Annotated in this window: 26 protein-coding genes; 22 read left to right on the top strand and 4 right to left on the bottom strand. The window is 53.9% G+C overall.

From position 1 onward, the window contains the following. The first annotated feature begins 204 nt into the window (after window positions 1-204). Both SBG41_RS06650 and SBG41_RS06645 read left to right on the top strand, forming a co-directional pair. A complete protein-coding gene (locus SBG41_RS06650) occupies window positions 205-723 on the top strand; it encodes a methyltransferase family protein (protein ID WP_317894776.1) in 519 nt (172 codons plus the stop codon). A 98-nt stretch (window positions 724-821) separates the two neighbouring features. Further along, window positions 822-1,292 carry a SixA phosphatase family protein gene (locus SBG41_RS06645; RefSeq protein WP_317894775.1) on the top strand — a complete coding sequence of 157 codons (471 nt, stop codon included), beginning with the start codon at window positions 822-824 and terminating at the stop codon, window positions 1,290-1,292. Window positions 1,293-1,465: 173 nt separating this feature from the next. Here the strand turns inward: SBG41_RS06645 and SBG41_RS06640 are convergent, their stop codons facing one another. Next, entirely contained in the window at window positions 1,466-1,828 is a 363-nt protein-coding gene (locus SBG41_RS06640) for a MarR family transcriptional regulator (RefSeq protein ID WP_317894774.1), read from the bottom strand. Between the two features lie 172 nt (window positions 1,829-2,000). Here SBG41_RS06640 and sfsA point away from each other — a divergent pair, with 172 nt between their 5' ends. Both sfsA and SBG41_RS06630 read left to right on the top strand, forming a co-directional pair. Next, complete coding sequence (gene sfsA, locus SBG41_RS06635) at window positions 2,001-2,726, top strand: DNA/RNA nuclease SfsA (RefSeq protein ID WP_317894773.1); 726 nt, start codon at window positions 2,001-2,003, stop codon at window positions 2,724-2,726. A gap of 114 nt (window positions 2,727-2,840) precedes the next feature. Beyond that, complete coding sequence (locus SBG41_RS06630; RefSeq protein ID WP_317894772.1) at window positions 2,841-3,194, top strand: hypothetical protein; 354 nt, start codon at window positions 2,841-2,843, stop codon at window positions 3,192-3,194. A gap of 50 nt (window positions 3,195-3,244) precedes the next feature. Here SBG41_RS06630 and SBG41_RS06625 read toward each other — a convergent pair whose 3' ends face one another. Then, window positions 3,245-4,018: a phosphoribosyltransferase family protein gene (locus tag SBG41_RS06625; protein ID WP_317894771.1), complete on the bottom strand. Its 774-nt coding sequence runs from the start codon at window positions 4,016-4,018 to the stop codon at window positions 3,245-3,247. 149 nt (window positions 4,019-4,167) lie between these two features. On the opposite strand from SBG41_RS06625, the gene hisC reads away from it, so the two are divergent. The 12 genes from hisC to SBG41_RS06565 all read left to right on the top strand — a co-directional run bounded on the left by hisC (window position 4,168) and on the right by SBG41_RS06565 (window position 13,099). Beyond that, window positions 4,168-5,226, top strand: coding sequence for a histidinol-phosphate transaminase (hisC, locus tag SBG41_RS06620; RefSeq protein WP_317894770.1), 1,059 nt, complete (start codon window positions 4,168-4,170; stop codon window positions 5,224-5,226). A gap of 207 nt (window positions 5,227-5,433) precedes the next feature. After that, complete coding sequence (locus SBG41_RS06615; RefSeq protein ID WP_317894769.1) at window positions 5,434-5,613, top strand: hypothetical protein; 180 nt, start codon at window positions 5,434-5,436, stop codon at window positions 5,611-5,613. Beyond that, window positions 5,607-6,467 (top strand): ATP phosphoribosyltransferase, encoded by an 861-nt coding sequence (gene hisG, locus SBG41_RS06610; RefSeq protein WP_317896506.1) that lies wholly within the window; start codon window positions 5,607-5,609, stop codon window positions 6,465-6,467. Before SBG41_RS06615 ends, hisG begins: the two co-directional genes overlap by 7 nt. Continuing rightward, on the top strand, window positions 6,464-7,180 hold the full coding sequence (locus SBG41_RS06605; protein WP_317894768.1) for a 1-(5-phosphoribosyl)-5-[(5-phosphoribosylamino)methylideneamino]imidazole-4-carboxamide isomerase: 717 nt from the start codon (window positions 6,464-6,466) through the stop codon (window positions 7,178-7,180). Before hisG ends, SBG41_RS06605 begins: the two co-directional genes overlap by 4 nt. After that, window positions 7,173-7,760, top strand: coding sequence for an imidazoleglycerol-phosphate dehydratase (locus SBG41_RS06600; protein ID WP_317894767.1), 588 nt, complete (start codon window positions 7,173-7,175; stop codon window positions 7,758-7,760). Before SBG41_RS06605 ends, SBG41_RS06600 begins: the two co-directional genes overlap by 8 nt. Continuing rightward, window positions 7,750-8,517, top strand: a complete 768-nt coding sequence (hisF, locus tag SBG41_RS06595) for an imidazole glycerol phosphate synthase subunit HisF (RefSeq protein ID WP_317894766.1) — start codon at window positions 7,750-7,752, stop codon at window positions 8,515-8,517. The genes SBG41_RS06600 and hisF overlap by 11 nt, the downstream gene beginning before the upstream one ends. Beyond that, on the top strand, window positions 8,510-9,751 hold the full coding sequence (gene hisD / locus SBG41_RS06590) for a histidinol dehydrogenase (protein WP_317894765.1): 1,242 nt from the start codon (window positions 8,510-8,512) through the stop codon (window positions 9,749-9,751). The genes hisF and hisD overlap by 8 nt, the downstream gene beginning before the upstream one ends. Before the next feature lie 8 nt (window positions 9,752-9,759). Beyond that, window positions 9,760-10,059: a phosphoribosyl-ATP diphosphatase gene (gene hisE, locus SBG41_RS06585; protein ID WP_317894764.1), complete on the top strand. Its 300-nt coding sequence runs from the start codon at window positions 9,760-9,762 to the stop codon at window positions 10,057-10,059. Then, on the top strand, window positions 10,056-10,652 hold the full coding sequence (gene hisH, locus SBG41_RS06580) for an imidazole glycerol phosphate synthase subunit HisH (RefSeq protein ID WP_317894763.1): 597 nt from the start codon (window positions 10,056-10,058) through the stop codon (window positions 10,650-10,652). The genes hisE and hisH overlap by 4 nt, the downstream gene beginning before the upstream one ends. Window positions 10,653-10,661: 9 nt before the next feature. Beyond that, the gene (locus SBG41_RS06575; protein WP_317894762.1) at window positions 10,662-11,663 is read left to right on the top strand and encodes a phosphoribosyl-AMP cyclohydrolase; all 1,002 of its coding nucleotides are present in this window, start codon (window positions 10,662-10,664) and stop codon (window positions 11,661-11,663) included. Between the two features lie 199 nt (window positions 11,664-11,862). Beyond that, the gene (locus tag SBG41_RS06570) at window positions 11,863-12,471 is read left to right on the top strand and encodes a hypothetical protein (protein ID WP_317894761.1); all 609 of its coding nucleotides are present in this window, start codon (window positions 11,863-11,865) and stop codon (window positions 12,469-12,471) included. Window positions 12,472-12,685: 214 nt separating this feature from the next. Further along, on the top strand, window positions 12,686-13,099 hold the full coding sequence (locus SBG41_RS06565; protein ID WP_317894760.1) for a hypothetical protein: 414 nt from the start codon (window positions 12,686-12,688) through the stop codon (window positions 13,097-13,099). Between the two features lie 1,277 nt (window positions 13,100-14,376). Here SBG41_RS06565 and SBG41_RS06560 read toward each other — a convergent pair. Together SBG41_RS06560 and acs are read right to left on the bottom strand one after the other, a co-directional pair. Further along, window positions 14,377-15,201 carry a M55 family metallopeptidase gene (locus SBG41_RS06560; RefSeq protein ID WP_317894759.1) on the bottom strand — a complete coding sequence of 275 codons (825 nt, stop codon included), beginning with the start codon at window positions 15,199-15,201 and terminating at the stop codon, window positions 14,377-14,379. A 258-nt stretch (window positions 15,202-15,459) separates the two neighbouring features. Next, window positions 15,460-17,454 carry an acetate--CoA ligase gene (acs, locus tag SBG41_RS06555; protein WP_317894758.1) on the bottom strand — a complete coding sequence of 665 codons (1,995 nt, stop codon included), beginning with the start codon at window positions 17,452-17,454 and terminating at the stop codon, window positions 15,460-15,462. Between the two features lie 277 nt (window positions 17,455-17,731). On the opposite strand from acs, the gene SBG41_RS06550 reads away from it, so the two are divergent. The 6 genes from SBG41_RS06550 (at window position 17,732) to SBG41_RS06525 (ending at window position 24,245) form a co-directional block, all read left to right on the top strand. Beyond that, window positions 17,732-18,271 (top strand): GNAT family N-acetyltransferase, encoded by a 540-nt coding sequence (locus tag SBG41_RS06550; RefSeq protein ID WP_317894757.1) that lies wholly within the window; start codon window positions 17,732-17,734, stop codon window positions 18,269-18,271. 145 nt (window positions 18,272-18,416) lie between these two features. Further along, the gene (locus SBG41_RS06545) at window positions 18,417-19,433 is read left to right on the top strand and encodes an amidohydrolase family protein (RefSeq protein WP_317894756.1); all 1,017 of its coding nucleotides are present in this window, start codon (window positions 18,417-18,419) and stop codon (window positions 19,431-19,433) included. 100 nt (window positions 19,434-19,533) lie between these two features. Further along, window positions 19,534-20,235 carry a LysE family transporter gene (locus SBG41_RS06540; protein ID WP_317894755.1) on the top strand — a complete coding sequence of 234 codons (702 nt, stop codon included), beginning with the start codon at window positions 19,534-19,536 and terminating at the stop codon, window positions 20,233-20,235. A 307-nt stretch (window positions 20,236-20,542) separates the two neighbouring features. Next, entirely contained in the window at window positions 20,543-20,809 is a 267-nt protein-coding gene (locus SBG41_RS06535) for a DUF4212 domain-containing protein (RefSeq protein WP_317894754.1), read from the top strand. Window positions 20,810-20,823: 14 nt separating this feature from the next. Continuing rightward, the gene (locus tag SBG41_RS06530) at window positions 20,824-22,551 is read left to right on the top strand and encodes a sodium:solute symporter family protein (RefSeq protein WP_317894753.1); all 1,728 of its coding nucleotides are present in this window, start codon (window positions 20,824-20,826) and stop codon (window positions 22,549-22,551) included. Between the two features lie 11 nt (window positions 22,552-22,562). Further along, the gene (locus SBG41_RS06525) at window positions 22,563-24,245 is read left to right on the top strand and encodes a CBS domain-containing protein (protein ID WP_317894752.1); all 1,683 of its coding nucleotides are present in this window, start codon (window positions 22,563-22,565) and stop codon (window positions 24,243-24,245) included. Window positions 24,246-24,259 lie beyond the last annotated feature (14 nt).

Raw genomic sequence — 24,259 nt, 5'->3', positions numbered from 1 at the left:
TGCTGGCTTCCTGGACTCTTCAGGCTAGGGCTTTAAATGAGAATTCATAGCGGCTGGTGCTGTTTCCGCACTCATCGTGTAGCGGTCTTGGCGGCTCCGAGGACTCCTTGGCCGAAGAGCAGCCAATGAGTTCCCCGAAGACCTTAAGCTTGGGCACAAGCATTTTCGTACATAGGGCTAGGCTCGTGTAGGTGCTGAAGGGGCTTGATTATAAGTAACCGTCTGCGCGGCGCAGCATGGCTAGGCATGATAATAGTTATCGTGATTTGCGGGATAGTCTCCAAGCCCGTAAACATCTGCGACCCCTTGTGGTGTCGCTTGCTTGGCGCCATCTTGCTCCTCATATCTATGCGTGGCGCGGCTGTGACTGGCCGCTATCTCGCAGTCTACGGCAACCCTATCCGCCGCGGAAGAGGCCCAGGGGAGCCAACAAGACTCGTGAGAGAAGGCCCATATTCGTGCATGAGGCACCCCATGCACTTATTCCTATCATTGTTCCCCCTCTCGCTCGGCCTTCTCGCCTCTACTAGCTGCTCAATAATAGTTGGCGTAGCCGAGGCCGTGCTGGTACTCGTGCTCGCTGTAACCATTGACGAGAAGGAGAGCATAACCAGGTTCGGCAAAGAGTACACAGAATATCGTAAAAAAGTGCCAGCCTTCAATCTCCGCCCACGTTGCCTGCTGAAGGCGCTGGGCCGGCGTCCACCAAAGCATAAAGAATAGGCGTGGATATAGATAACATAGAGACATGGATAGCAGCGGAGAACTAGCCCCCCTTCCGCCGGTGCACATATGATGCACGTATGGAGGGTGATGCCGTTATGGGTCTCTATGTGTTCATGAGGCACGGGAAGGCCGTGCCAGCCAGCGTGGCCGGTAGCGACGAAGAGCGCTGGCTAACCGAGGAAGGTAGGAAAGACGTAGCCCTAGTGGCGAAGCTCATACCGTTCATGCCGAAAGTAGTCTATACGAGTCCTCTCCGACGGGCAAGAGAGACAGCAGAAATAATTGCACAGGTAAGGGGCGGCGAAGTCAGGGTAGTCGAGCAGCTCTCCCCCGGCATGGCGAGCTGCGAAGCCATAGAAGAGCTTGGAGCAGAGCCGGAAACAGTCTTCGTAGGCCACGCGCCGAGCATAGAGCTAATAGTCTCCTGCCTCATCGGGGGAGGAGCCATAAAGATCAAGGCGGGGGGTTTCGCACTAGTAGAGGCGGAAGAGCTATCGCGAGGCCAAGGCGAACTAGTAGAACTAGTCACGCCTCGCATAGCACGAGTACTAACCGGTGAATCGTAATTAGGCCTTTACTATCGTATACTTTTTACGAAAGCCTAGATGAGCTGAAATTATAGCCCTTATAGATACGAAACATTGTTCCCAGCGATGCCGTGCCCTGCTGTCAGCACTATCGCTTGGCAACAACTGCTGCAAGAGCCTCCTATATGCTTGGTTCGAGACATAGTCTTGCACTAGTCCTGGGCAGCAGCTGTCTTCAAGTACTCTAGCTCCTTTGCTAGCTCCTCAACTCTTTTCTCGAGAATCTCTATGCGGGCTCTGAGCTCCTCTATGGCGACGAGGAGCGCCTCTACATCAGGACTCAGCCGGTGCACAACGTTTTTCCTAACATCTCTCCGAGGAAGGCCGCGCAGCGCCGGCATTACAGCGTAGTATTTCCCTTCATCTCCCCGCGCCACGAGGCCACGATCGCGCAGCTTCGCAAGTACACTTCTCACCTTCTGCAGCGGCTCTCCAAGAGCATCTGCTATCTCGCGCGGGCTACTTCCTGGATGCTCTTTGAGAAAGCTTAACAGCCTCTCCTCTATATCGCTCATAGCCCTGTTCACCACGTCCTACATGGCAGTGTCAAAACACTATCACGGGCTCTTGGTAAGCGCGGCCACTCTTTCAGATTCTATATCTCGCCCTTGCGCCCCCTATATAGTTGACCTGGACATGGTAGCTGATTAGGGGTAAGAGCCGCAGCGTCTCTAGGGGTTCCGTAGAGTGGAGCAGCCTATAGTCTCGATAGAGCATGTTAGGAGTGCAGAGCTGGTTGCGAGGATTAAGCGCTTCACTGTGATGCTTTCAACTGGCCGGGACAAAGTACAATGCCATATACATGATCCAGGCAGGCTAACACACTTGCTAAAACCGGGTACAAGGGTGTATTACAGACCTTCTTGGCGTCCTGGGAGAAAAACCAGCTGTGACGTCGTGGCGGTAGAGGAGCCACGCACTGGTACAATAGTTTTAGAGGACACGAGATTCGGGAACAAACTCTTCCCCTTAGTGGCTCACAGAGTCATACCGGGCATAAGCAGCCTTACGGCGGAGAAGTGGATCAATGGGACACGCGTGGACTTCATAGCAACCGATAGTGTTGGCAACATTGTACTCATAGAGGTAAAGTCAACAAACCTCGTAATCGACCGTGTAGCATTGTTCCCCGATGCACCGAGCCAGAGAGCTAGACGCCAAATAGAGGTCCTAGTCACGGCTTCCAAGAACGGCACACGCGCCGCAATAGTATTCACCGTTCTCAGACCAGACGCTGATATACTGAAACCTAACCGCGTAGTTGATCCAGTGTTCTCCCGCCTCCTCTGCGCGCACCGCAACAGCCTAGAACTCTATGCTTACCGCGTAGAGCCCCTGATCGAGAAGGATAACGGGGATGAGATGACACTCAAAGTGTTCTTCAAGGGATTGGTAAGTGTTGAGCCCTGCTGAAGAACATGTACTAGAGTCTAAAGAGGCAAAAACCGTCTGGCAGGAACCCTGGTTGCTGAGCGGGTTACAACATATCTACGCGCCCGCATCCACTATATTCTTGGGAAGATAGCCATGGGTTGGTGGGGAGGAGGCTACGGATACGGATACGGGCGCAAGAGGCGCGGTAGAAGAGAGGAACCGCTGCCAACGCCGGAGGAAGAGCCTCCGTACCATGCACCGTACCCTGGATTTGAAGCAGCTCCACCGGCGCCTCAGTATACGCCGCCACCTGGTGCTCCTTGGGCGTTTCCGCCACCGTTTCCCGGCATGGCTCCACTGAGCCCGGAAGTAGAGCTGCAGATGCTTAGGGCGCAGAAGCAGTGGCTAGAAGCAATGAAGAAGATGATAGAGGAGCAGATAAAGGCTATTGATGAAAGAATACGTGAGCTCGAGGAAGAGCTTGGGAAGCGCGGCGAGGAGAAATAAGGGCCAAAGGCCGCTCTGAGTGCCTGCCTATCCCGCCCAATATTTTGGTCCTAGAGGCTCGGTACGCGCCTGGCTCCTGGCTTTGTGAGGATAACCAGTGCGTCTACTTCCCGGAACCCGCTTATTTCAACCCATTCCTCGCCAACTACCACGATTGCAGCGATATGGGCTATTCTGGCGCCACTTCTTTCTACTAGGTCGCGGAGAGCCTTCAGCGTCTTCCCGGTCTCAACGATGTCGTCAACTATGAGTACATTATCTGTCCTTGAAAGTGTGTTGCGAGGTATGCAGAAGCTGGGTATAGTTGAGCTGCACACATCGCTATCGGTTATTGGTCCGCGGCGCGCCACGGTAAAGGGCCTCTCAATCACCATGCTCATGGCGGTGGCGAACGGTATACCTGACGCCTCGGGCACAAGTATCCTCGTGATGTTTTTGCCCCGTATCTTGTCAGCGTAGTGGAGCGAGACCAGTAGGAGATACAGGGGATCGGTTAGAATAACACTTGTGTCGAGAACGCCTCCGGTCTCGGCGAGGCGCTCTGCAAGCACCCTGCGCGGGTTCTCTAGGCGCCAAATAGCGTCAAGGATAACCTTGGCCTTCTCCGGCGAGGGCAAGCCCCTACCAGTCACGTAGCGCGAAAGGTGTGGCGCTGGAATCCCCGTAGCCCTTGATAATTCACGGTAACTATGCCTCTGCTTCGCCAAGCGAAGCGCCTCAACAACCATTAACACGAACCTTGCCTCGTCGAACCGCCTGCTAGGAACAACCACCAGGCCGACGCCTCCAAGCACGGCGACAAGCGCAATAAAGAAGCCGCACACAGTACCGCGTCAGAGTATCAAGGACGCGGCTAAAGGACTTACCTCTGCGAGGAAACGTCCCCGGCCCTCCGAGGACTGGTATCTTTAAATCCCTTAGCACCAGGGGAGAGGCGCCTGTAGCCAGAAGGATATCGAGGAATAGCCGCGGAATGGTGTCCACGGTGATGATTATAAGAAAATGGGTCCGAGAAGCACCGGTTTACGAGCCACGCGATTATTCTCGTGACACAGTTGCCAGGCTTGATCTCAATGAGAACCCTGAACCCCCTCCCCAGTGCATAGTTGACGCTATACTAGAGGAGGCTCGTAGAGCAAACCGGTACCCCGAGAAGAACATGTACAACCAGCTCCTGGACGGGCTCTCGGAGTACACTGGTATAAGTAGAGATAACATAGCCTTCGGCCCGGGCAGTGACGCGCTGCTAAGATCCTTGTTCGAAGCAGTTCTCGACCCAGGCGACGTAGTCGTAGCAGCTGCCCCCTCGTTCTCAATGTACCGGGTCTACTCCTCGCTAAGCGGCGCACGGTACCGTGAGACTCCTCTAAGGGAGTGCGGTGACAAGTGGTGCGTTGATAGAGACGCGTTCCTCGAGGAGGCGAAGAACGCGAAACTAGTCGTAATAGATAACCCAAACAACCCTACGGGCAGCCTCTTGTTCGACAGAGAAACGATAGCTAGCATAGCGGAAAACACGAGGGGGCTCGTAGTAGTTGATGAGGCCTACTACGAGTTCAGCAAAGAAACCGTCATAGACCTAGTGAGCGAGTTCAGCAACATCGTCGTCACTAGGACCTTTAGCAAGGCCTTCGGGCTCGCCGGGCTCCGCATAGGCTACCTGGTAGCCGCAAAGGATGTTCGCGACGCTGTTTGGAAGTTCCTAGCCCCCTTCCCCATGCCGCGCACCAGTATAGCAGCCGCCATAGCTGCGCTAGGCTGCAGGAACATCTTCAAGAAAATCGTTGAGAATATTGCTGAGAGAAGGGAATGGCTACGGGAACACCTAGGAGCCCTCGGAATGAAGCCCTATAGGAGCTGGACGAACTTCGTCCTAGTAGACACCCGCATAGACAATGTTGTGGACAGGCTCGCCGAGCGCGGTGTAATGGTTCGCCGAGTACCCTTTGGCGACACATGGGCACGGATAACGATCGGGGCACGAGGCGAGCTCGAGATACTTCTAAAAACGTTATCGGAGATAAAAGGATGAAGAATATCAGCTAACCGAAAGTCGTTAGCCCTGCACTCTTTGAGGAAAGCTTACAGATCTTTGACTAGTCTTGCATGAAGAGTGGTTTGGAAGCCGCACCCCTCTCGAGGGTAACCTCTTTAACCTCCACAAAGGAGTGGGCTTTGCATAGCCCGTTATCGAGGCAAGGGTGAAGGGAGATGTGCGTTCATACAGGATAAGATGTACATGCCTCGGCCTACGATGGTCTCCTTGTTCTCTTCGTCCCTAAGCCTCCTTCTCGAAGAGAAGGATGTTGATGCAGCAGATGTGAAGCACGGCCCGCCTCGAGCAAATACGGCTTCGGATTGCGGCCTCTATTCTCCCAGGAAAAGAATCGTGGCGAGGGATAATGATTGGCGATGCTGAGGATAGCTGTCCCCAACAAGGGTAGGCTACGTGCTCCTGCGCTCCGTCTCTTGGAGTCTGCGGGCATTGAGCCGCTGTACGGTGACTCTGATAGGGCGCTTGTGGTCCCGACGAGTAGGGAGGATGTGAAAATAGTTTATGTGAGGGCCGAGGATATCCCGAGCATTGTTGCTTCGGGTGCAGCCGAGCTAGGCATCACTGGGCGAGACTACGTTGTTGAGTCGGGTGCACGGGTAGAAGAAGTAGCCGACCTAGGATTTGGTCGTGCAAGGCTTGTTGTCGCGGTGCCGCGTAGCAGCGGGATAAGGAGTCTCGAAGAACTACCTGACGGTGTGCGAGTGGCTACAAAGTACGTCAATATTGCCAGGAAGTTCTTCGAGGAGCATGGGATAGCTGCCGAGATTCTAAGGATAAGCGGTGCCTCAGAGGTTATGCCTAGCCTTGGTGCATGTGACGCTGTTGTTGACATAGTGTCGACCGGGACCACTATGAGGCTTCACGGCCTTGTGCCCATTGCCACCGTTCTTGAGACAAGTGCACGGCTCATAAAGAGCCCGTTGGTGCGCGACGACGAGGACACGGTTAACGAGGTAATAGAGGCGTTGAGGAGTGTTGTTAGAGCCCGTAGGCACAAGCTCGTGCTCATGAATGTGCCAGACCGGGTTCTCCATGAGGTCCTCTCGGTCCTTCCATCGATGAGTGGCCCGACGCTTGCACGCATAGAGGCGCCGGAGCCTATGTGGGAGGTTATGACTGTTGTGCCTATTGATAAATTGTCCAAGGTTGTTTTTGAGGCTAAGAAGAGGGGTGCAAGAGACATACTCGTACTGAGCGTTGAGAGGGTGATACCGTGAAGCTCCTACCCTCAATAGACTTGGAGGCCGGTGAGGCGGTTAAGCGTGTACGAGGGGTGAGGGGCACCGGCCTCCGGCTCGGAGACCCCCTGGCATTGGCGGAGCGCATAGCGAGCTACGGCTTCAAGTGGATCCACGTGGTTGATCTAGATGGTGCTGAGAAGGGTGCACCGAGCCCCTGGAACCTCAGTATAGTAGAGAAAATAGCCAACGATATAGGTGTTAGCATTGAGTTTGGCGGAGGAATCCGCAGCATTGAGGCAGCGATTGAGGCGTGTAGCAAGGGTGTGAGGAGACTAGTAATAGGGTCCGCGTGGTTCCACAGCCCCGGCTTCCTCGACGATGTGGTAGATACTACTGGTTGCCAGGTCTTAGCAGCGGTGGAGGAGGATAGTGACGGCCGTCTCCTCTCCCGTGGCTGGAGAGAAAAGGAGCGATTAAGCACGATGGAGGCGCTGAGGCTAATCGCCTCGACAAAGGCAGACGGTGTGTTCTATACACAGGTATGGGTCGAGGGCTCCCTCGGAGGACCTAGCTTTGAGAGAGTAAGAAACGTGCGCAAGGAGGTGAAGGGGCTCCTCATCTACTCGGGAGGCGTCTCGAGCATTGCTGACCTAGAGGCTCTTGAAGCGCTCCGCGTAGACGGTGTGGTCGTCGGGATGGCCCTTTACTCTGGAAAGATTAGCTGGGAGGAGGCTGCTCGCTATGCCTAGGAAGGCAAGAGTTGTGCGAGAGACTCGGGAGACGAAGATAATTGTCAACATAGTGTTGGAGCCTGGTGACGCGAAAGTCTCCACGGGGATAGGGTTCTTTGACCACATGTTGGAGACGCTTCTACGCTACATGGGTGCGAGTGGCTCAGTTGAGGCGGTTGACAAGCGCGGCTTCGACGACCACCACGTGGTAGAGGATACAGCGCTCACGCTAGGCGAAGCAATAGCCAGGGCTATCGGATCTGCCGGGATAAAGAGGTTTGGCTACGCGATAGTCCCCATGGACGAGGTCCTCGTCCTCGCAGCGGTAGATGTCTCGGGGCGCTCCGGCGCGTATGTTGAGCTGCCATTTACCCGGGAAGAGATAGGCGGCCTAGCACTAGAAAACATACACCACTTCGTATCCTCGCTCGCCTCGGCAATGCGTGCAACAATACACGTTAGGGCCATCGCCACGGGGAATAACCACCACCTCGCCGAGGCGGCGTTCAAGGCTCTCGGCATGGCTCTGCGAGAAGCACTCGCACCCAGCGCCGAGACTATAAGCACTAAGGGAGAGGTGAGGCTGGATGCCAGCTAAGAGAATCATTGCTTGCTTAGACGTGGATAAGGGGCGAGTAGTCAAGGGGATTCGGTTCCGGAACCTAAGGGATCAGGGCGACCCGGTAGAGCTTGCTGCAAGGTACGAGGAGGAGGGTGTTGACGAGCTAGTGTTTCTCGACATAACTGCTACGGTGGAGGATCGTGAACCCCTCTATCGCGTTGTAAGGGACGTTGCAAGCACGATAACGGTGCCCTTTACTGTCGGCGGCGGCGTGCGTAGCATTGAGGACTTCGGCCGATTACTTGACAGCGGCGCTGACAAGGTGTCAATAAACACGGCTGCCGTTAAGAATCCACGACTCGTCCAGGAAGCAGCCAAAGAGTATGGCTCACAAGCAGTAGTAGTAGCGATAGACGCTGCCCGAAGTGCCGCGGGCGGCTGGGAAGTATACGTAGCGGGTGGTCGCATACCCACCGGCATAGACGCGGTGAAATGGGCTAGAAAAGCAGCCGAGCTTGGTGCAGGAGAGATACTGTTAACAAGCATTGACCGTGATGGAACGAGGCAGGGCTATGACCTCGAGCTTACAGGGGCTGTTGTTGAGGCAGTGAATGTACCGGTTATAGCGAGTGGGGGTGCTGGCGAGCCCCGGCACTTCCTTGAAGCATTCACTATTGCGGGAGCCGATGCGGCTCTCGCTGCAGGCGTTTTCCATGAGGCGTTGATCCGCATACCTGACCTCAAGAAATACCTCTTAGAGCGTGGTGTTGAGGTGAGGCCTCCCGATGGGTAGCCTAGTATACATTGATGCGAGACAAGTGGATACGAAGACTGTTATCCGGGAGATGAAGAGACCGTATAGCCTAGAAGAGTATATTGAGAAGGTTAAGCCCATTGTGGAAGATGTCCGTGAGAGAGGGTATGCCGCTGTAAGGGAGTACTCTGAGCGCTTCGACACAAGAAGCTTCGATGACCCACGTGTAGCGAGGAGCGAGATGGAGGAGGCGCTGCGAGAAATAGGCGATGAGGCTCGCTGGGCCCTGGAGGTAGCGGCTAAGAGGATACGGGAATACCACGAAGCAACAATGCCCCGGGACACCGTTCGAGAAGGCTATGGACTCGTATGGCGTCCCGTAGAGCGTGTTGGCGCCTATGTCCCGGCTGGCGCGAAGCCCTATCCATCAACACTCTTGATGACGTGTATACCGGCCCGCGTCGCTGGCTCGCGGCTAGTAGTTGCAGCATCTCCACCGTATCGCGATAGGGGGTTCAAAGCCCACCCACTCATAGAGGCGGCTGCCCTTGTTGCTGGAATAGACGCACTCTACGCCGTGGGTGGTGCACAGGCTGTAGCCGGGCTAGCCTTCGGGGTTAATCCCTTGCCACGAGTGGACAAGATTGTTGGCCCAGGCAGCCCCTACGTAGAGGCCGCGAAGCTCATAGTATCGACCGAGACCGGTATAGACATGGTTGCGGGGCCAAGCGAGATAGCAATCCTGGCAGATGACTCGGCTAACCCCGAGCTAGTGAGCCTAGACCTCCTTGCACAAGCAGAGCACGGAGCATTCTCCTCTGCAGTCCTCGTCACGCCGTCTAAGAGCCTCGCAGACCAGGTTGCCTCGAGGATAAAGGACCATGTTCGGGAACCACATATGGGGCTCGTCTTCGTAGTTGTTACGAGCAGCGTTGGACAAGCGATAGGCATTGTTAACGAGTATGCTCCCGAACACCTAGAAATAGTCATGGAGAATCCCCGCGACGTGGTCAACGAAATAAGGAATGCTGGAGCAGTCTCGCTGGGCGAGCCAGTAGCCTACATGGATTACGCTGCTGGGCCTAGCCATGTTCTTCCAACAAGTGGTGCAGCGAGGTGGCGTGGCGGGCTAAGCGTCTATGACTTTCTGAAACCAATAGCGCTTGTAAGCGCTGTGGACGAAGAGACCCTTGATGCGGCAATAGTGCTTGCCAGGCTAGAAGGATTCCGCTTCCACGCTGAGAGCCTAGAAGCGAGAAAGAAGGCAAGGTGAGCAAAACCATGGATTGCTCGGAGGGTCTTGGCTTCCTCGACGAACTCTACAACATCGTCTTGCAGCGCATCCGGGAGAAGCCAGAGGGTAGCTACACAGCCAGCCTAGCCGAGAAGGGAGTAGGGTTTGCTGCCCGCAAGCTAGGCGAAGAAGCCATAGAGACCATCGTCGAAGCCCTCCAAGGTGACCGAGAAGCATTGGTCAGAGAGGCAGCCGACCTTCTCTACCACCTTGTAGTGGTTCTCGCCCTGAGCGGCGTGAGTACCCGCGACGTGGCGAAAGAGCTTCTCAGGAGGAGGAGGCGATGAGGATACTTGTGCTGAAATACGGTGTCGGCAATATCTATAGCGTGAAGGCTGGCTTCGAGAGGCTAGGAGTCAGCGTCAAGGTGTCGGAGACGCTGAGAGACGCGGGAGAAATAGATGCACTCATTCTTCCCGGCGTAGGCGCGTATCCCGCTGCAACTAGGAGGCTAAGAGAGGAGAGAAGCCTGCTCAACAAGCTACTCGAGAACAACATTCCAGTTCTCGGCATTTGCCTAGGGATGCAGCTCTTCTTCGAGGAAAGCGAGGAGGGGGGAAGAGGCCTAGGCCTCCTGCCTGGCAGGGTTACGAGGCTTAGGGCGCCAAAGCTCCCCCACATAGGGTGGACACGCACCTTCATGCTCCGCGACAGCGAGCTACTAAGGGGCGTAGAGAACGGGTCCTACATGTACTATGTGCACAGCTATGCTTATACTAATACAGCGCCAGGCTGGGTGAAGGCTTACAGTGCTCACGGTGAAAGCTTTGCAGCAGTCATTGAGAAGCATCCCTTGTATGGTACCCAGTTCCACCCAGAGAGGAGCGGGCGCAAGGGCTCACTCGTTCTAAGAAACTTTGTAGAGGCCGTGAAGAGGTGAGAACAAGCTATGCCGCTACATGTCATCCGCAGCCCCGACGAAATCGACTACGAGAAGATGGGTGGGCTAGTTCCCGTCACTGTGATCGATGCTGTCTCGAAGAAGCCGCTCATGCAGGCATATGCTAGCCGAGAAGCAGTAGCAAAGACGCTCGAGACCGGCTATGCCTGGTTTTACTCTAGGAGCCGTCAACGCCTCTGGATGAAGGGGGAGACAAGCGGGAACACGATAAGAGTGCTACGGGTTGTTGCCGACTGCGACCTCGACTCGCTTATATACGAGGGAGTCCCGAGTGGCCCAGTATGCCATACCGGGGCGAAGAGGTGCTTCCACAACCCGGTTGCCGAGGGACGTAGCGAAGCCCTCTGGCAACTAGTACTTGAAGCCTTCAGAGAAGCCCGTGTCGTCCCAAGAAAGGGGTACGCCGGACTAGACCAATACCTATACGTTATCAACCCAATAACTGACAACATTCCGCCAATAAACCCGCTCCTCCTACAGCTACTCGCCGACACCCTGGCCGAGCAGCTAGAGCCCCTAAAGCCAGACGCGGTAATGGTTCCAGAAGCACTTGGTCTCCCCCTAGGGACTCTCGTCGCACAACAGCTCGCAAAGCCTATGATAATTGTTAGGAAGCGGCAATACGAAGCGCCAGGAATCGAGATAAGCTACGCCTCCGGCTACGAGGAGGGCAAATACTACGTATACGGGCTCAGTAACGAGTACAAACGCGTAGCAATAGTAGATGACACTGTCTCTACCGGGGGCACAGCAATAGCGCTACTAAAGCTGCTGGAGCAGCGAGGCCACGAGGTAGTAGCAATTGCTGCAGCACTAGCTAAGCCACAGTACCGTGGAGTAGACCGGATAAAGGAGCTAGGCCACCAAGTTACAAGAATACTAGACCTATACGTACAGCCCAAAGAGGACAACGCCATGCTCCAGATACAAGGGCACGGAATAATAGAGGGCAGGAAAGCAGAGCTAATCATACCAATAAAGCAGCGATGAACACTGTGTAGACACTATTCTAGGTAGGCGCCATGCCGAAACAATACTGCGCACAGTACGCTGCTTCTTCATTGAAACTTATCCGGGGCTCTAGCGGGACCAGAGGACTATAGGTACTGCTGTAACGGAATCCAGGGCACAGGGATGGTCATGAGTGTTGATGCCTCATCCATGCCCTTTATAAAGGGGGTAATTGGGCATGGGGTCTAGAAATCACTATTGCAAGCATGCGGCGTTTCTACCCACTACTATTATCTATATTAGTGCAGCAGTCTTTGCCTTGCACAATGGATGGATGTCGATATATACTTCATCCATAGCCTCCTTTGCAAGCATAAAGCCCGGAAACACGATGAACATTCTCCTACCAATAGTGATAGAACTATCAGGGCTTGTATCAGCGATGTCGTTTGCTAGGTGTATAGCCCGTTCCTCAAAGCCCCTTGCAATAATAGGGCTAATATACTCGCTCATATTAGCAGCAATTCCATTTGCTTCGATAGAGGAGCCAGAAGTAGTACATGTGCTTTCACAAGTATTCTTTGCAGCAACGATTGCATTTGCAGTAACATATTTGGTAACTAGTCCTCCGCCAAGACCAAGTATTGCCCAATTCAGCCTAGATGTTCACCGTGCGTTCGTGAGGAGGCTCAACGTGGGCATGCTCTCCTTTACGTCAATCATTGTATGGTATACTAGTGTCGTTGCCAATTGGCCGCCTGGCACACTTATACCAGAACTCGTAGCGCTAACAGCGTCTACAATAGGATATCTAGATGTGCTTAGAGAAGACAATAATCCCCAGTAGGCCTACTTTTTACCTAGCAGGAATATGGTTCTGTACATCTCTATCAAGTGGTTATACACCCCACAAACTCTAATATAGTCCCCATACCGAACACAGCACTCGGAATACCCATGTACTGGTAACATTAATAACCCAGTTTTTTAACGCGTGTTATAGTTAGTAGAAAAGTCGCGAAGAACCTAGGAAAGGATTGGAAGAAAAAAGGGTGTGCCAAGTGCACGACTCATATGACGAGCCAATAGGATCAATGGAGCCCAGGAAATTAGCAGAGATAGTATGCCGCGAAGCCGGAGACCTCTGCATCGATAAAGAACTATCAGACAACGAAGTAGCCCTCATTGTTGGTCTTGAAATGGCGACGCTCGAGACGTACCTGTTCATATACCACGGGATGGGGGAAGAAGGAATAAGAGAATGCCTAGCTGACGATGAGTGTTTGAGAACACTCCTACAAACAGTTACAGAAATAGACCAACTATACTCCAAAGGCTCATACTTCTACACAATATCGCTCAAAGAAATAAAGATAATAGTAGGAATACTCGGCAAGATTATCCAAGAAGACAATCAGAACAGTCTGAAAGTTAATAGCACAGGAACAGAGGAAATAGTCACCCTTTCAAAGTAGAAACAAAGAATCAAAGCCGCAAGGAAAACAGAGGACATACACTAAGACACGAGATAGTACTCCTCAGAAAGACCGATACAGACGTATTATCTAAGCCGAGGATAACAGCACATAACTATATAGTACAAAACCCAGGCAAAAACAATAACTATTAAGGAAAACCACCCAGGCCCAGGGAGAACCCCTTCTCACTGGGAGGCAGAGCGGCCGGCCCCCGAGGGGCAGGCCTCCCGGGCCCGGAGAGCCCGTGGGGAGGGGCTACCCCTCCCCCGAAGCCAAGAGGTCTTGATCACCTCCTCCTGGAACCACGCAGGCACGCACCCAGGCGCCAGAAAGCCAGCATGGGGCGACCCAGAGCAATTGGAGGAGAAGACGATACCCAGCTGCAGCCCATGAGCCTTAGGGCAGGGAGTCTCTAGCTAACCCATACACCACGCCCACGTAGCGGGAGCTAGAGGGGCCCTTTGGGCCCCTAATTAGTCCCCGAGACAGCCCCGTGCCCAGGCCCCTCTGCGGCACAATAAGCCGCAAGCAAGCGACTCTACCGCGTTGTGCTAAGAGCCCTGCGGGGCGGCTCGAGAGGAGCCCGGGCACAGCCGCCTCCTTGGCAGCCTCGGAGGGGCGTAATATATTTACATTTATAAGCTATATCTATCTAATATTCTCTTGTATTATATGCCCCTCCTTAGCCGCCAAGGCGGGTGGCCGTGCCGGGCCCCCAGTATTGTATTATTTTTGCAATTATTGCTATTGATTATTCGTTGTCCGCCCCGGGCCCTTAGCCAGCGGCAGAGCCGCTTGCCTGCGGGGCCCTGGGCTACCGTAGCTGCCTCGGGGACCGGGAGGCCGCAGGACCCCCGTCACCCGCCACGCGGGTGCAGTGTATGGGTTAGCTAGAGACTCCCTACCCTAAGGCCCAGAGCCGCAGCCAGGTATCATCTCCTCCTCCAACTACCCGGGTCTCACCCCCATACCGGCTTCCTAGCACCTGGGTGGGCCCACGTTGCCCAGGGAGGTGACCGACCCCGTGGCCCCGGGGGAGGGGCTACCCCTCCCCCACGGGCTCTGAGGATCCTCGAGGCCTGCCCCTCCCGCGCGGATGGGGACTCTGCCTCCCCTTTTATCCGCGGGAGAGGCTTGTCCCGCGGGGTGTGTTCTCCCTGGGCCTGGGTGGCCCGGTCTAGTTGTTTTCTTGTTTGGACACTGTTTAAGGCTTGGGGGTCATCGGTATCTTTGTGGTGTGCTATTCTGATGTTCTTGTGAATCGTAATGGTTCTTTATTTTTCGAAGCTATAGGCTGCTATTACTATTCCTTCAAATAGCTTGTAGTTCTCTATATAGTTGTTGCATGTTAGCCGGATTGTTACTCCGTCTATTCTCTCGACGCAGGGGAATAGTTCCGCTATGTCGGCGTGGAATGGCCTCTTGAGTTCAACCTCTATCCATGGCTCCTTGGGTTTCAATGGCTTCACTTCCCTGTTTTTCGTTGCATTAATGGCTTCTTTGACTGCTTCCCTAAGTTCGTGTTCAAGTCTGTTCCAGGGAGGGGTGTGGTCAGCGTAATAGGAGACAGTATCTTTTAGGGCAATGAAGCGCGCCCAGGGTGTGTGTTTCTCTACATGTTCCCTTAGCTTTGCGTCGCCTGCTACTAAGGCGACGGGTACACCTAGTTCTCCGAGAGCATATGTGTTTAGAAGGTACTCTGTGGCGGCATCGCACTCGCTGAGCCTTACTCGTTGTACTATTCGCCCGGAATAGGTGTGGCCCAGTACGCCTCCAAGCTGGGGACTAGAATGATACCCTAGGAAGAATGCAGCATCTACGCCCGTAGCCTGGCTTATCATTGCCATGGGCCGGGGGAATCCGCGAATAAGGCTAACTCGTTTATCGAGTTCAAAGGGATCAATATTCACCATAGCTCCATGACTGTCGGCAACAATAACCTCTTCAACACCATGTTTGAAAGCTTCTTCGGCAACAACATTGGTTACGAGAGTCATGATGCGTCTAAGCTCGTTGTAGAGTGGCTGTCCGGGAGACATCATGTACTTGCTCGGAGCCCAGGGCATGCCCTCTGCATCAACGGATACGAATATCTTCAAGCCAGGGCTCACCGCGTAGGGATGCGCGGTTCCCGGTAGAAAAGCAAAGGCTCGATTGTGAACGAAAATAGCAACTGGCCCTAGTTCCTGTTTCTAGGAGTATTAATCTATAAGCTCAAGAGCTTGCCAGGAGGCTCTTAGTGAAAAGGTGAGGCTTGTAAGAGAGTCGCTTGTGGCGCTGCTAGCGCTTGGCCGCTGGCTTAGAGAAAGAGTTGGGCAGGAGCCGGAAAAACCCCTTAAAATAGGAAATTGAGTTGATTAGCTCTGCTGCATTAGTTTCTTGAACTCTTCTACCGCTCTCTTTACCTCTTCTACTGCGCTTGGATCCTCTAGAGTTGATACATCTCCTATTGGTCTGCCCTTGATGAGGCTGATGAGTATTCTTCTCATTATTTTGCCGCTCCTGGTCTTCGGCAGCTTTGACACGAACAATACCTTTGCCGGTACGGCTATTGGGCCAACAATTTTCCTTACTGTGAGCTTTATTTCTTGCTCGAGTTGCTCGCTCGGCTCATAGCCTTCCTTGAGGACTACGAATGCTACCGGAACTTCTCCCTTCACGGGGTCAGGTGCTCCGACGACGGCTGCCTCGCTTACTGCTGGGTGTGCTACTATCGCGTCTTCTATCTCTGCTGTTCCGAGGCGGTGGCCTGCCACGTTGAGCACTTCGTCTGCTCTACCTAGTAGCCAGAAGTAGCCCTCTTGGTCCTTTATCGCGTAGTCTGCTGGGTAGTAGATCCAGATGCCCTCCTCGGGCTTGCTGAACCTCTCCCAGTAGGTCCTAATGTAGCGGTCAGGGTCACCCCAGATACCCATTAGCATGCCCGGCCAGGGCTTCTTGATTACGAGTAGCCCCTTCTTCCCTGGCTCTGCGGGCTTGCCTTCTGGTGTGAAGACGTCGGCGTCTATGCCTGGTAGTGGTAGTGTCGCGCTTCCGGGCTTGAGGGGTACGAGTGCTAGGCCTGGTGCGGGGGATATCATTGCAGCGCCGGTCTCGGTCTGCCACCATGTGTCAACGATTGGTGCCTTGCCGCCGCCGATCTTCGTGAAGTACCATTTCCAGACATCGGGGTTGATGGGCTCGCCTACGCTGCCAAGCAGCCTCAGTGTTGAGAGGTCGTGCTTCTCTACCCATTTGTCGCCGAAGCGGCGGAGGAGGCGGAGCATGGTGGGGCTTGTGTAGAAGATTGTTACCCCGTAGCGCTCTATCATCTCCCAGATCCGGTCGGGCGCCGGGTAGTCGGGGGCGCCCTCATACATTACCTGAGTTACTCCGTGCATGAGTGGGCCATAGACTATGTAGGTGTGGCCTGTTATCCAGCCAATGTCCGCGGCGCACCAGTATATGTCGTGGGGCTGGGGGTCCCAGTTCCACTTGAACACATTGTACACGTAGGTCATGTAGCCGCCAGTGCTGTGCATTATACCCTTTGGTTTGCCCGTGGTGCCGCTGGTGTAGAGTATGAATAGGACATCGTCTGCCTTCCTAGGCTCCGGCTTGACGTAGGCCTTCTCGGGGGCCTCCTTTATGAGTTCGTGGTACCAGTAGTCCCTGCCGCTGACCATGTGGACATCGTTGCCAGCCCTCTTAACAACGATCACCTTTTCTACTTTTACGCCGCGCTCCTCAGCGATCTTCACAGCTTCATCAGCATTCTTCTTGAGGTCTATGACCTTGCCTCTCCTGTAGAATCCGTCAGCGGTTATCAAGACCTTTGCCTTGGCATCGACGATTCTCTCGGCTAGCGCCTGGGCGCTGAACCCGGAGAAGACTACGCTGTGTATAGCTCCTATCCTCGTGACAGCGAGCATAGATACTGGGAGTTCTGGTATCATTGGGAGATAGATAGAGACCGTGTCGTTGGGCTTGAGCCCGATTACCTCCTTTAGCACCCATGCGAACTTGTTGACCTCGCGGTAGAGTTCGCCGTAGGTTATTGCCCGCTTGTCTCCAGGCTCGCCCTCCCAGTAGTACGCGACCTTGTGTTCAACACTGGTTCCTATCCACTTGTCGAGCGCGTTTAGATTAATGTTTGTGACACCGCCCTTGAACCAGCGATAGAAGGGCGGGTTAGAGGCATCGAGTACCTGGTCCCAGTGCTTAATCCAGATCAGCTGCCTGGCTCTCTCGTCCCAGAACGCCTCTATGTCTTCGAGGCTCTTTTGCCGTATCTCTAGGAACTTGCCGAGATCGGGCCAGTACTTCTCCTCGAAGGGGAGCGCAGTGAATTCTCTCTCATCTCCAACGCTCACTGGTTATACACCTCTAGGCAATAGTCGATACTCGAGCTAACGGAGTAGTAATGATGTGTCGAATTTAAGCTTTTCTACCAATACTTTACCAAAGATAAAGAATTTGAAAGAATTCTAACGAATTTCGGTCCACGTGGCAGAAATGCGTGCAAAAGACGCGCCCAGGAAGAGGTAAGGGCTAAGTATCTTTTCTGAGCCGTTCCTAAGAGTAGAGCGTGGAGGGGTTTCAGAAACGCCTAGGCTCATAGCCCTAGCGGAAGTTCCTAGAATAGGCGAGGTGAGGCTCGAGGAGCCTTCAAAGGGCGACGAGCACCGCCTTCTTGCATTCTTTGAGAGCCTTTCTAGAGAAACAGTTCTAATGAGGTTTCTCAGACCAATACGCCACTTCGGCCCAGAGGTTAGGAGGATACTTGATAGAAGCACTACCCCGGTTGCCGTCGTGACGTCGCTCCCAGATGGAAAGGTGATAGGCTCGGGCGAGGTCTATAAGATAACTCCAAGTGAGGGAGAACTTGCAATAGTTGTTCATGACGCGTATCAGAGGCGTGGATTGGGCTCGCTCATAATGTACACGTTGTTTCTCGAATCCGCTAAGAAGGGTATACGGAAGATACACGCATACACGCATGAAACAAATATACCTATGAAGAGGCTTGCAAAGAAGTTTGGCGGCCGATTAGCAGGGAGAATAGAAGAAGATATGTACGACTTTGTCTTTGATACTGAAGAGGCGCTGAAGATAGGCGAAAAAGTGCTCGCAGAGAAGGGTATAGTAGTCAAGACTGTAGAACAAGCGGCTGAGGCTACTGCTGCTTAGCGTATTTCTTCTCTCCCGTCTTGGCTGTTCTGCGAAAATGTAAAGTACTGGCCGCCTCAGCCGTACTCATATTTAGAAAGACTTAGACAAAGGTCTACTACTGCCTACGACGATTATCGAGTAAAGGTGATTAGGTATCGCGGTTGTGGAGAAAGTGAAGAGAGTACTAGAGAAGGTCGGGGTAATAATTGATGCGCATGCGCATCTACCTGTAGGCTCTTTTCCCCATCGCTACTTAGAGGACTTGGCTTCTGCTGGGATAGGTGCAGTAGTACTCCTAGGTATACCTGACTTCAGCAAGATCATTGCCTCCCTAAGCCTCGAAGACGTTATTAGAGAGTATGAGCGAACGAGGAGCGTCATAGAGCGCCATGTTCCGAGAGAGCTGTGGGATAATTTGCGCCCCGAGGCACTCTACCTATCAGCCCTCGAGCTTGCAAGAGAGTATGGCCCCCTCTGTGGCCTCCTAGAAGACGAAGCCCTCATACAGTCGCTGATAAGCATAGAGGAGACAGGTCCTGAATTTGCAGTATTCCATGCAGTCCAGCTAGACAAGGCACCGGACGATGTAAAGGAGGAAGCAGAGGAGGCCGTTAAGCGGGGCGCCAAGGGGCTCAAAATAATATCGACACTCTTCATGAAGAGCCTTGACGACCCCTCAGTGGAGGCCGCTATAGAGGCAGCCGAGGAACTGGATATCCCAGTAATAGTGCATGCCGGATGCGACCCCGGAGTATGGGAGCTACCCAGGTACTGTAAGTACGGCGACCCATCTAGGCTCGAGCCAGTCATAAAGCAGCACCGAGAAGCAAGGATAATAATAGCCCACGTTGGGGGCTACAGCGCGATAGCACCAGGAGTATTTGTGGCTGAGACCCTAGAGCTCCTCCGCCGCTACCCCAATGTCTACGCAGACACCTCTGCACTTAACCCCGTAGTCGTGGAGATGGCGGCAAAGGATACTCCTTGCTGCAAGCTCCTCTTCGGCACGGATTACCCCGTTATAAATAAGAGGCCAGAGGACATCGTAGTCGAGTACTATGATGCACTAGTCTACGCAGGAGTCAGCAGAAGGTTCATTGAGGCCTATTTCCACGGTCTCGCCGAAGAAGTTCTAGAAATAAAGCCAGCTGAGAGACAAGTAGACACCTCATATGCGTAACGTTTTCAGCTCCCTCGTATCAAGTGCAACTAGGCTCAGAAGCCGCATCCAACAGCTAGGAGACTCCCTCGTCTCCCCGGTGCACGTAGGGTGGCTTGGCTTGGAGCGCGCACGCGAGATCTCTCTCCGAAAAGTCGTGATCGATACGCTGCTCATTACGCCTAGCGGGGCTCTAAGCCCCGGCATGTTGAGCGCATCAGCTGTAGCTGTTGGAGCCTATCTCGGTGTTCTTGGCGGAGTCCTTGTATCGCTTGGCCACATGTTGTTCGAACTACCTTACGTAGCTGGCCTCGTCCTCTGGGTCGAGAAACTAGAGAAGATTCTTAAGAGGCTTGAGAAACCCTTGGCACTCATAACGCTTGCTTTTGCTCTCTTCTTCGCCCTAGGCCTCTTTGAGACAGCGTACACGGTCTATACGGAGAATAAGCTGGATCTAAACAATGGCTCCCTCCGCGTAGGGTCATCGCCGCTCGGCGCGGTACTAGCGGGGATAGTGTTCACTGGAGCCAATCCGTACTTCCTCGCATGGTGGCTAACAATAGGGCTTCCGCTGATACGTGGCGCAGCAGTGCATGGCAGGAAAGGCTTTGCAGCAATGTATGCTGCTCATGTCTGGCTAGACTATGTGTGGCTTGCATTCCTTGCAGGCCTGGGAGGCCTTGCCCGCATAGCGGCAAAGCCATATGCGGTGCTCCTTGCAGGCTTGGGAGTAGTGCTGACTTACTTCGCGCTAGAGGTGGCCCTTAAAGCATTTACAGGCAAAGGCATTACCGAGAGAATAATGGACTTGTTAAAGCTCTAACAATGACGAGCCACGTGCCTATACAGGGCGGCATCCTTTTCTGGCCGATGAGGAGGGCCGTGAACCCTTCAGACCTGCCGATCACGGGTCTATGGGGAAGTGTTTCAAGGCCGAGGCGCACCGGGCTCCTCAGCTTCTATTCCGCCCTCCTTCTATGAGCTGCTCTTGTCCCTAAGTATCTAGGGCCGCACATCTGGCCCCCTATTCTTGGTTTAACGGGTTATTTAAATGCTAAGTTTCATTGTTAGGAAAGATTAGATTTAAATAGCTTGCTGGGGGTGTTTCGGCAGAAGCCGGTGCTCTATAAATGGTAGCTACGTCTAAAGTATTAGCGTACAAGAAAGCTTTCGCTACATGGACGACGATATACTTTATAGTATGGCTCGTCATTGCGCTCGGGCTCCACTTGCCAGCTAAGCAATTCTATGCGCCACCGGGGAGCGAGGCAAGGATTGGAGGAGCACCGCTAAACTGGTGGATGATACAGATTAGCATCGCGCTAGGCATAGTGCTGGCTTTTCTCTACGCCTATACCATCAACAAGCTTGACGAGAAGTTCGAGAAAAATGTGTAGGGGGTGAAAAGGCTGTGGATGTCCTGGCTGTGAGCTTTCTTACGGCTGCAATCGCTCTTTACATGTTCATAGCTTATCGCGCCAGGGCAGCCACGGCCGAGGAGTTCTACGTAGCTGGTAGAAGGGTTTCGCCAATAAGGAACGGTATGGCGACAGCGGCTGACTGGATGAGCGGTGCCAGCTTCATATCGATGGCTGGCGCGGTCGCGATACTGGGGTACGATGCGAGCGTGTTCCTTATAGGCTGGAGCCTCAGCTATGTCCTGCTAGCCATGGCTATTGCGCCTTTCCTTAGAAGCTACGGCAAGTATACTGTGCCCGACTTCTTCGAGGACCGGTACTATAGCAAGCTTGCACGAATCTTCGCCGTCGTTATGTTATACGTTGTTTCGCTGACTTATCTGACCGGCCAGCTACTCGGCGTAGGAATAGTGCTCTCAAGGGCGGTGGGCGCCTCAGCCGCGCTCATGTCGCTCATAGCGCCGCTAATAGTCATACTTTACAGCAGTTTTGGCGGCATGAAGAGCATTACCTGGACACAGGTGGCCCAATACGTAGTACTCATATCGGCCTACTGGCTCCCAATAGTACTGCTGACCAACCTCTGGCACCCAATACCGCACGTAGCTTATGGCGGACACGTTGAGAAGGTTGACGAGATGGTTATGCAGCTCAAGGATCATGCATGGACAGAGCCGTTCTGGAGACCATACGCAGATGGTCATGGCCAGCTGAACTGGCTGCTAGCGACACTGGCACTAATGCTCGGAACAATGGGGCTGCCACACGTATTAATGAGGTTCTACACTGTCCCAAGCGTCAAGGATGCTAGGAAGAGCGTTGCCTGGGCCCTCTTCTTCATAGGCTTGTTATACCTGACTGCTCCGGTCTATGCAGCGCTGGCTGGTGAGAAAGAGTATTGGCTAGCGCTCCAGTTCAAAGACCTCGTAGGACACCCAATATCTGAGGCGCAGCAACGGCTTGCAGAGATAGCGGCCCAGCACTCATGGGTGGCAAAGTGGCACAGCGCAGGCCTTATCAAGATAGTTGACCTAAACCATAACGGCGTCTTCGACAGTCTCAAGGAGCTTTCAATACACAAGGACATAGCGGTGCTAGGCCTCCCCGACATGTATGGACTGGGAGCGGTAGTCGCATCGATAATACTCGTTGGCGGAATCTCTGCCGCGCTCTCAACAGCTGATGGACTACTCTTAGCCATGACGACTGCCGCCACGAGGGACATCTACAAGTCAATAATTAATCCTAGGGCTAGCGATAAGCAAGAGTTGAGAATAGCGAGAATATCAATGGTCCTCATAGCGTTCTTCTCGGGCCTGCTGGCCTACGTCATGGCCGCGAACCCGAAGATCGGAGCATACATAGCGAAGACCGTTGGCTGGGCATTCGCGTTCGCTGCATCTACGCTGACGCCGGCAATGATACTAGGCATACACTGGAAGAGAACCACGAAAGAGGGAGCAATAGCCGGCATGCTTGCAGGCCTCGCAGTAACCGTGCCATATGTGGTACTCCTAGCGGCCGGAAAGATACACCCAGTAACCATAGCAGGACAAGCGATAGGAAGCATAGCGTGGGGGACGATAGGGTTCACGGTGAACCTCATAGTAACCATAGTGGTGTCGTTGCTTACGCCGCCACCGCCCAAGAACGTACAAGATCTTGTCGAGAAGGTGCGTGTCCCGATACTAGCTGAGGCTCCTAGCGAGGAACGGAGGTGACCTGGACAACCTTGGCGGGCAAGCCTGTGCCCCGAGACATATTGTTTTTTCTAGCCGAAGAAGTATTCCCTCACCTTCCCCGCAAAACTCTTGAAGAAGTGCTTACTTGTTCATCCATAACGCTCCTATCTGAAGGAGAAAAGGTGGAGAAGCCAGGGCTCTACATAGTCTATAACGGGTCTATACGCGTAGGAGATGCTTCTTATCATCGCGGCGACTACTTTGTAGTAGAGGGCAGTGTATCAGCGGAAGCCGAGAGCGAGAGCATAGTTGTCAGAGTTAGGCCTGAGTGCGTTAACCTCTTGATAAGCACTGCCGAAGTGGAAGCATGCCGCGTCGAGGACCTTGTGTACCGTGCACCGGTCACAGTGGTTCGCGGTACACCCGTAGTAAACGCTGTGAGAACGATGTACGAGAACGGTGTCTCCTCGGTAATTGTTGTCGACGAGGAGCTGAGACCAGAGGGGATCTTTACCGACACTGATCTCCGGCGCCTAGTGGCTCTAGGAGAGAACTTGTCTAAGCCGGTCGACGAGTTTATGACGCCGAACCCTATAGGAGTTCCTCCCAGCACCGCCTGCACAGATGCAGTATACTTAATGATGGAGAGGAATATCAAGCACCTGCTCGTAAAGGGCCGCGGCGACAAACTACTCGGAGTCGTGACTATACGTGACATAGCTTATGCTGAGGCCCTTGGCCCCCTCTATGCTCGGAGAATAGTGCGCACAGCCAGCAGCTTAGACGAGCTTAGAGACGCCTATGCTAGGCTCACTCGCATGCTCTCAAGGTTCAATAAGCAGCTGCACCCCCTGCTTAGCCGCGGCGGAGTAGTCACGCTGGTCAAGATGGCTAGTCTCGTCCTTCGCTCAGTTATAGAGAAGGCTGCAGAACTGGCAGCCAAGCAGCTCGGAGTAGGGCCCAAGGACTGGGCTTACATAGTCATGGGGAGCAATGCTAGGCTCGAGCAAATGGCGCCAACGGATAGGGACACAGCACTCATATACAGCGGCTCAGTGCCGGAGAGTAAGGCAAGGGAACTAGCCGAGACAATAGAAGACTTTCTTGACAAAATCGGGTTCCCGGGATGCAGCCACGGCTATACTGCTCGCCGCCTCCTCTACTCCCTCGAGGAAGCAAAGGAGCGGCTGCGCCGAGCAGCAACGAGCCCCAAGGGCGACGAAGAAGTAGTGACCATAGGCTTGTTCATGGACGCTGCCCAGGCTTATCCAAGGCAACAGGGAGGCGATCACGGTGAGGAGCTAAGGAAGCACCTCTTCTCAGCGATCTCCGAGGCCGGCTCAGCGCCTTATCTTCGATCCGTGTTGGCGGCCTATAGGCCTAGGCTTCGTGCGCTGGGCAGGCTGCCACGCAGAATAGATTTGAAGAAGGACGGTCTTGCCCCCATAGTGTTCGCTGTGAAGGCCCTAGTGGTCTCAGCCAACATATGGCGCCCTGTTTCAACTGTTGAGCGCCTCGAAGAGCTCGCCGCCAAGGCGGTGCTCTCTCCAAGCATGGCGGCTGAGGCCGCAGAGGCCTACCGGATACTACTAGGATTTACTGCATGGAGTATAGCAGTGCACGGGTCTAGGGAGATAGATGTAGACGAGCTAAGCGGTGTTGAGAGGAGCTTGTTACGCTCAGCGCTACAAGCAGCGTCAAGACTCGTCGACCGGGCCAGGACTGGAGCCTAGTAGTCCCGACCCTG

It is taken from the genome of Pyrofollis japonicus, from assembly GCF_033097485.1.
Lineage (GTDB): Archaea > Thermoproteota > Thermoprotei_A > Sulfolobales > Pyrodictiaceae > Pyrofollis > Pyrofollis japonicus.
The sequence above is the reverse complement of the archived record's forward strand: the minus strand, read 5'-3'. Positions and strand labels throughout refer to the sequence as shown.

Excerpts from the sequence above, each read along its gene's own strand:
- SBG41_RS06615 (WP_317894769.1), top strand. The coding sequence starts at position 5,434 with ATGCCTCGGCCTACGATGGTCTCCTTGTTCTCTTCGTCCCTAAGCCTC.
- SBG41_RS06575 (WP_317894762.1), top strand. The coding sequence starts at position 10,662 with ATGCCGCTACATGTCATCCGCAGCCCCGACGAAATCGACTACGAGAAG.
- SBG41_RS06630 (WP_317894772.1), top strand. The coding sequence starts at position 2,841 with ATGGGTTGGTGGGGAGGAGGCTACGGATACGGATACGGGCGCAAGAGG.
- SBG41_RS06645 (WP_317894775.1), top strand. The coding sequence starts at position 822 with ATGGGTCTCTATGTGTTCATGAGGCACGGGAAGGCCGTGCCAGCCAGC.
- hisD (WP_317894765.1), top strand. The coding sequence starts at position 8,510 with ATGGGTAGCCTAGTATACATTGATGCGAGACAAGTGGATACGAAGACT.
- SBG41_RS06570 (WP_317894761.1), top strand. The coding sequence starts at position 11,863 with ATGGGGTCTAGAAATCACTATTGCAAGCATGCGGCGTTTCTACCCACT.
- SBG41_RS06535 (WP_317894754.1), top strand. The coding sequence starts at position 20,543 with ATGGTAGCTACGTCTAAAGTATTAGCGTACAAGAAAGCTTTCGCTACA.
- hisE (WP_317894764.1), top strand. The coding sequence starts at position 9,760 with ATGGATTGCTCGGAGGGTCTTGGCTTCCTCGACGAACTCTACAACATC.
- hisG (WP_317896506.1), top strand. The coding sequence starts at position 5,607 with ATGCTGAGGATAGCTGTCCCCAACAAGGGTAGGCTACGTGCTCCTGCG.
- SBG41_RS06640 (WP_317894774.1), bottom strand. The coding sequence starts at position 1,828 with ATGAGCGATATAGAGGAGAGGCTGTTAAGCTTTCTCAAAGAGCATCCA.
- hisC (WP_317894770.1), top strand. The coding sequence starts at position 4,168 with ATGGTGTCCACGGTGATGATTATAAGAAAATGGGTCCGAGAAGCACCG.
- SBG41_RS06600 (WP_317894767.1), top strand. The coding sequence starts at position 7,173 with ATGCCTAGGAAGGCAAGAGTTGTGCGAGAGACTCGGGAGACGAAGATA.
- hisH (WP_317894763.1), top strand. The coding sequence starts at position 10,056 with ATGAGGATACTTGTGCTGAAATACGGTGTCGGCAATATCTATAGCGTG.
- hisF (WP_317894766.1), top strand. The coding sequence starts at position 7,750 with ATGCCAGCTAAGAGAATCATTGCTTGCTTAGACGTGGATAAGGGGCGA.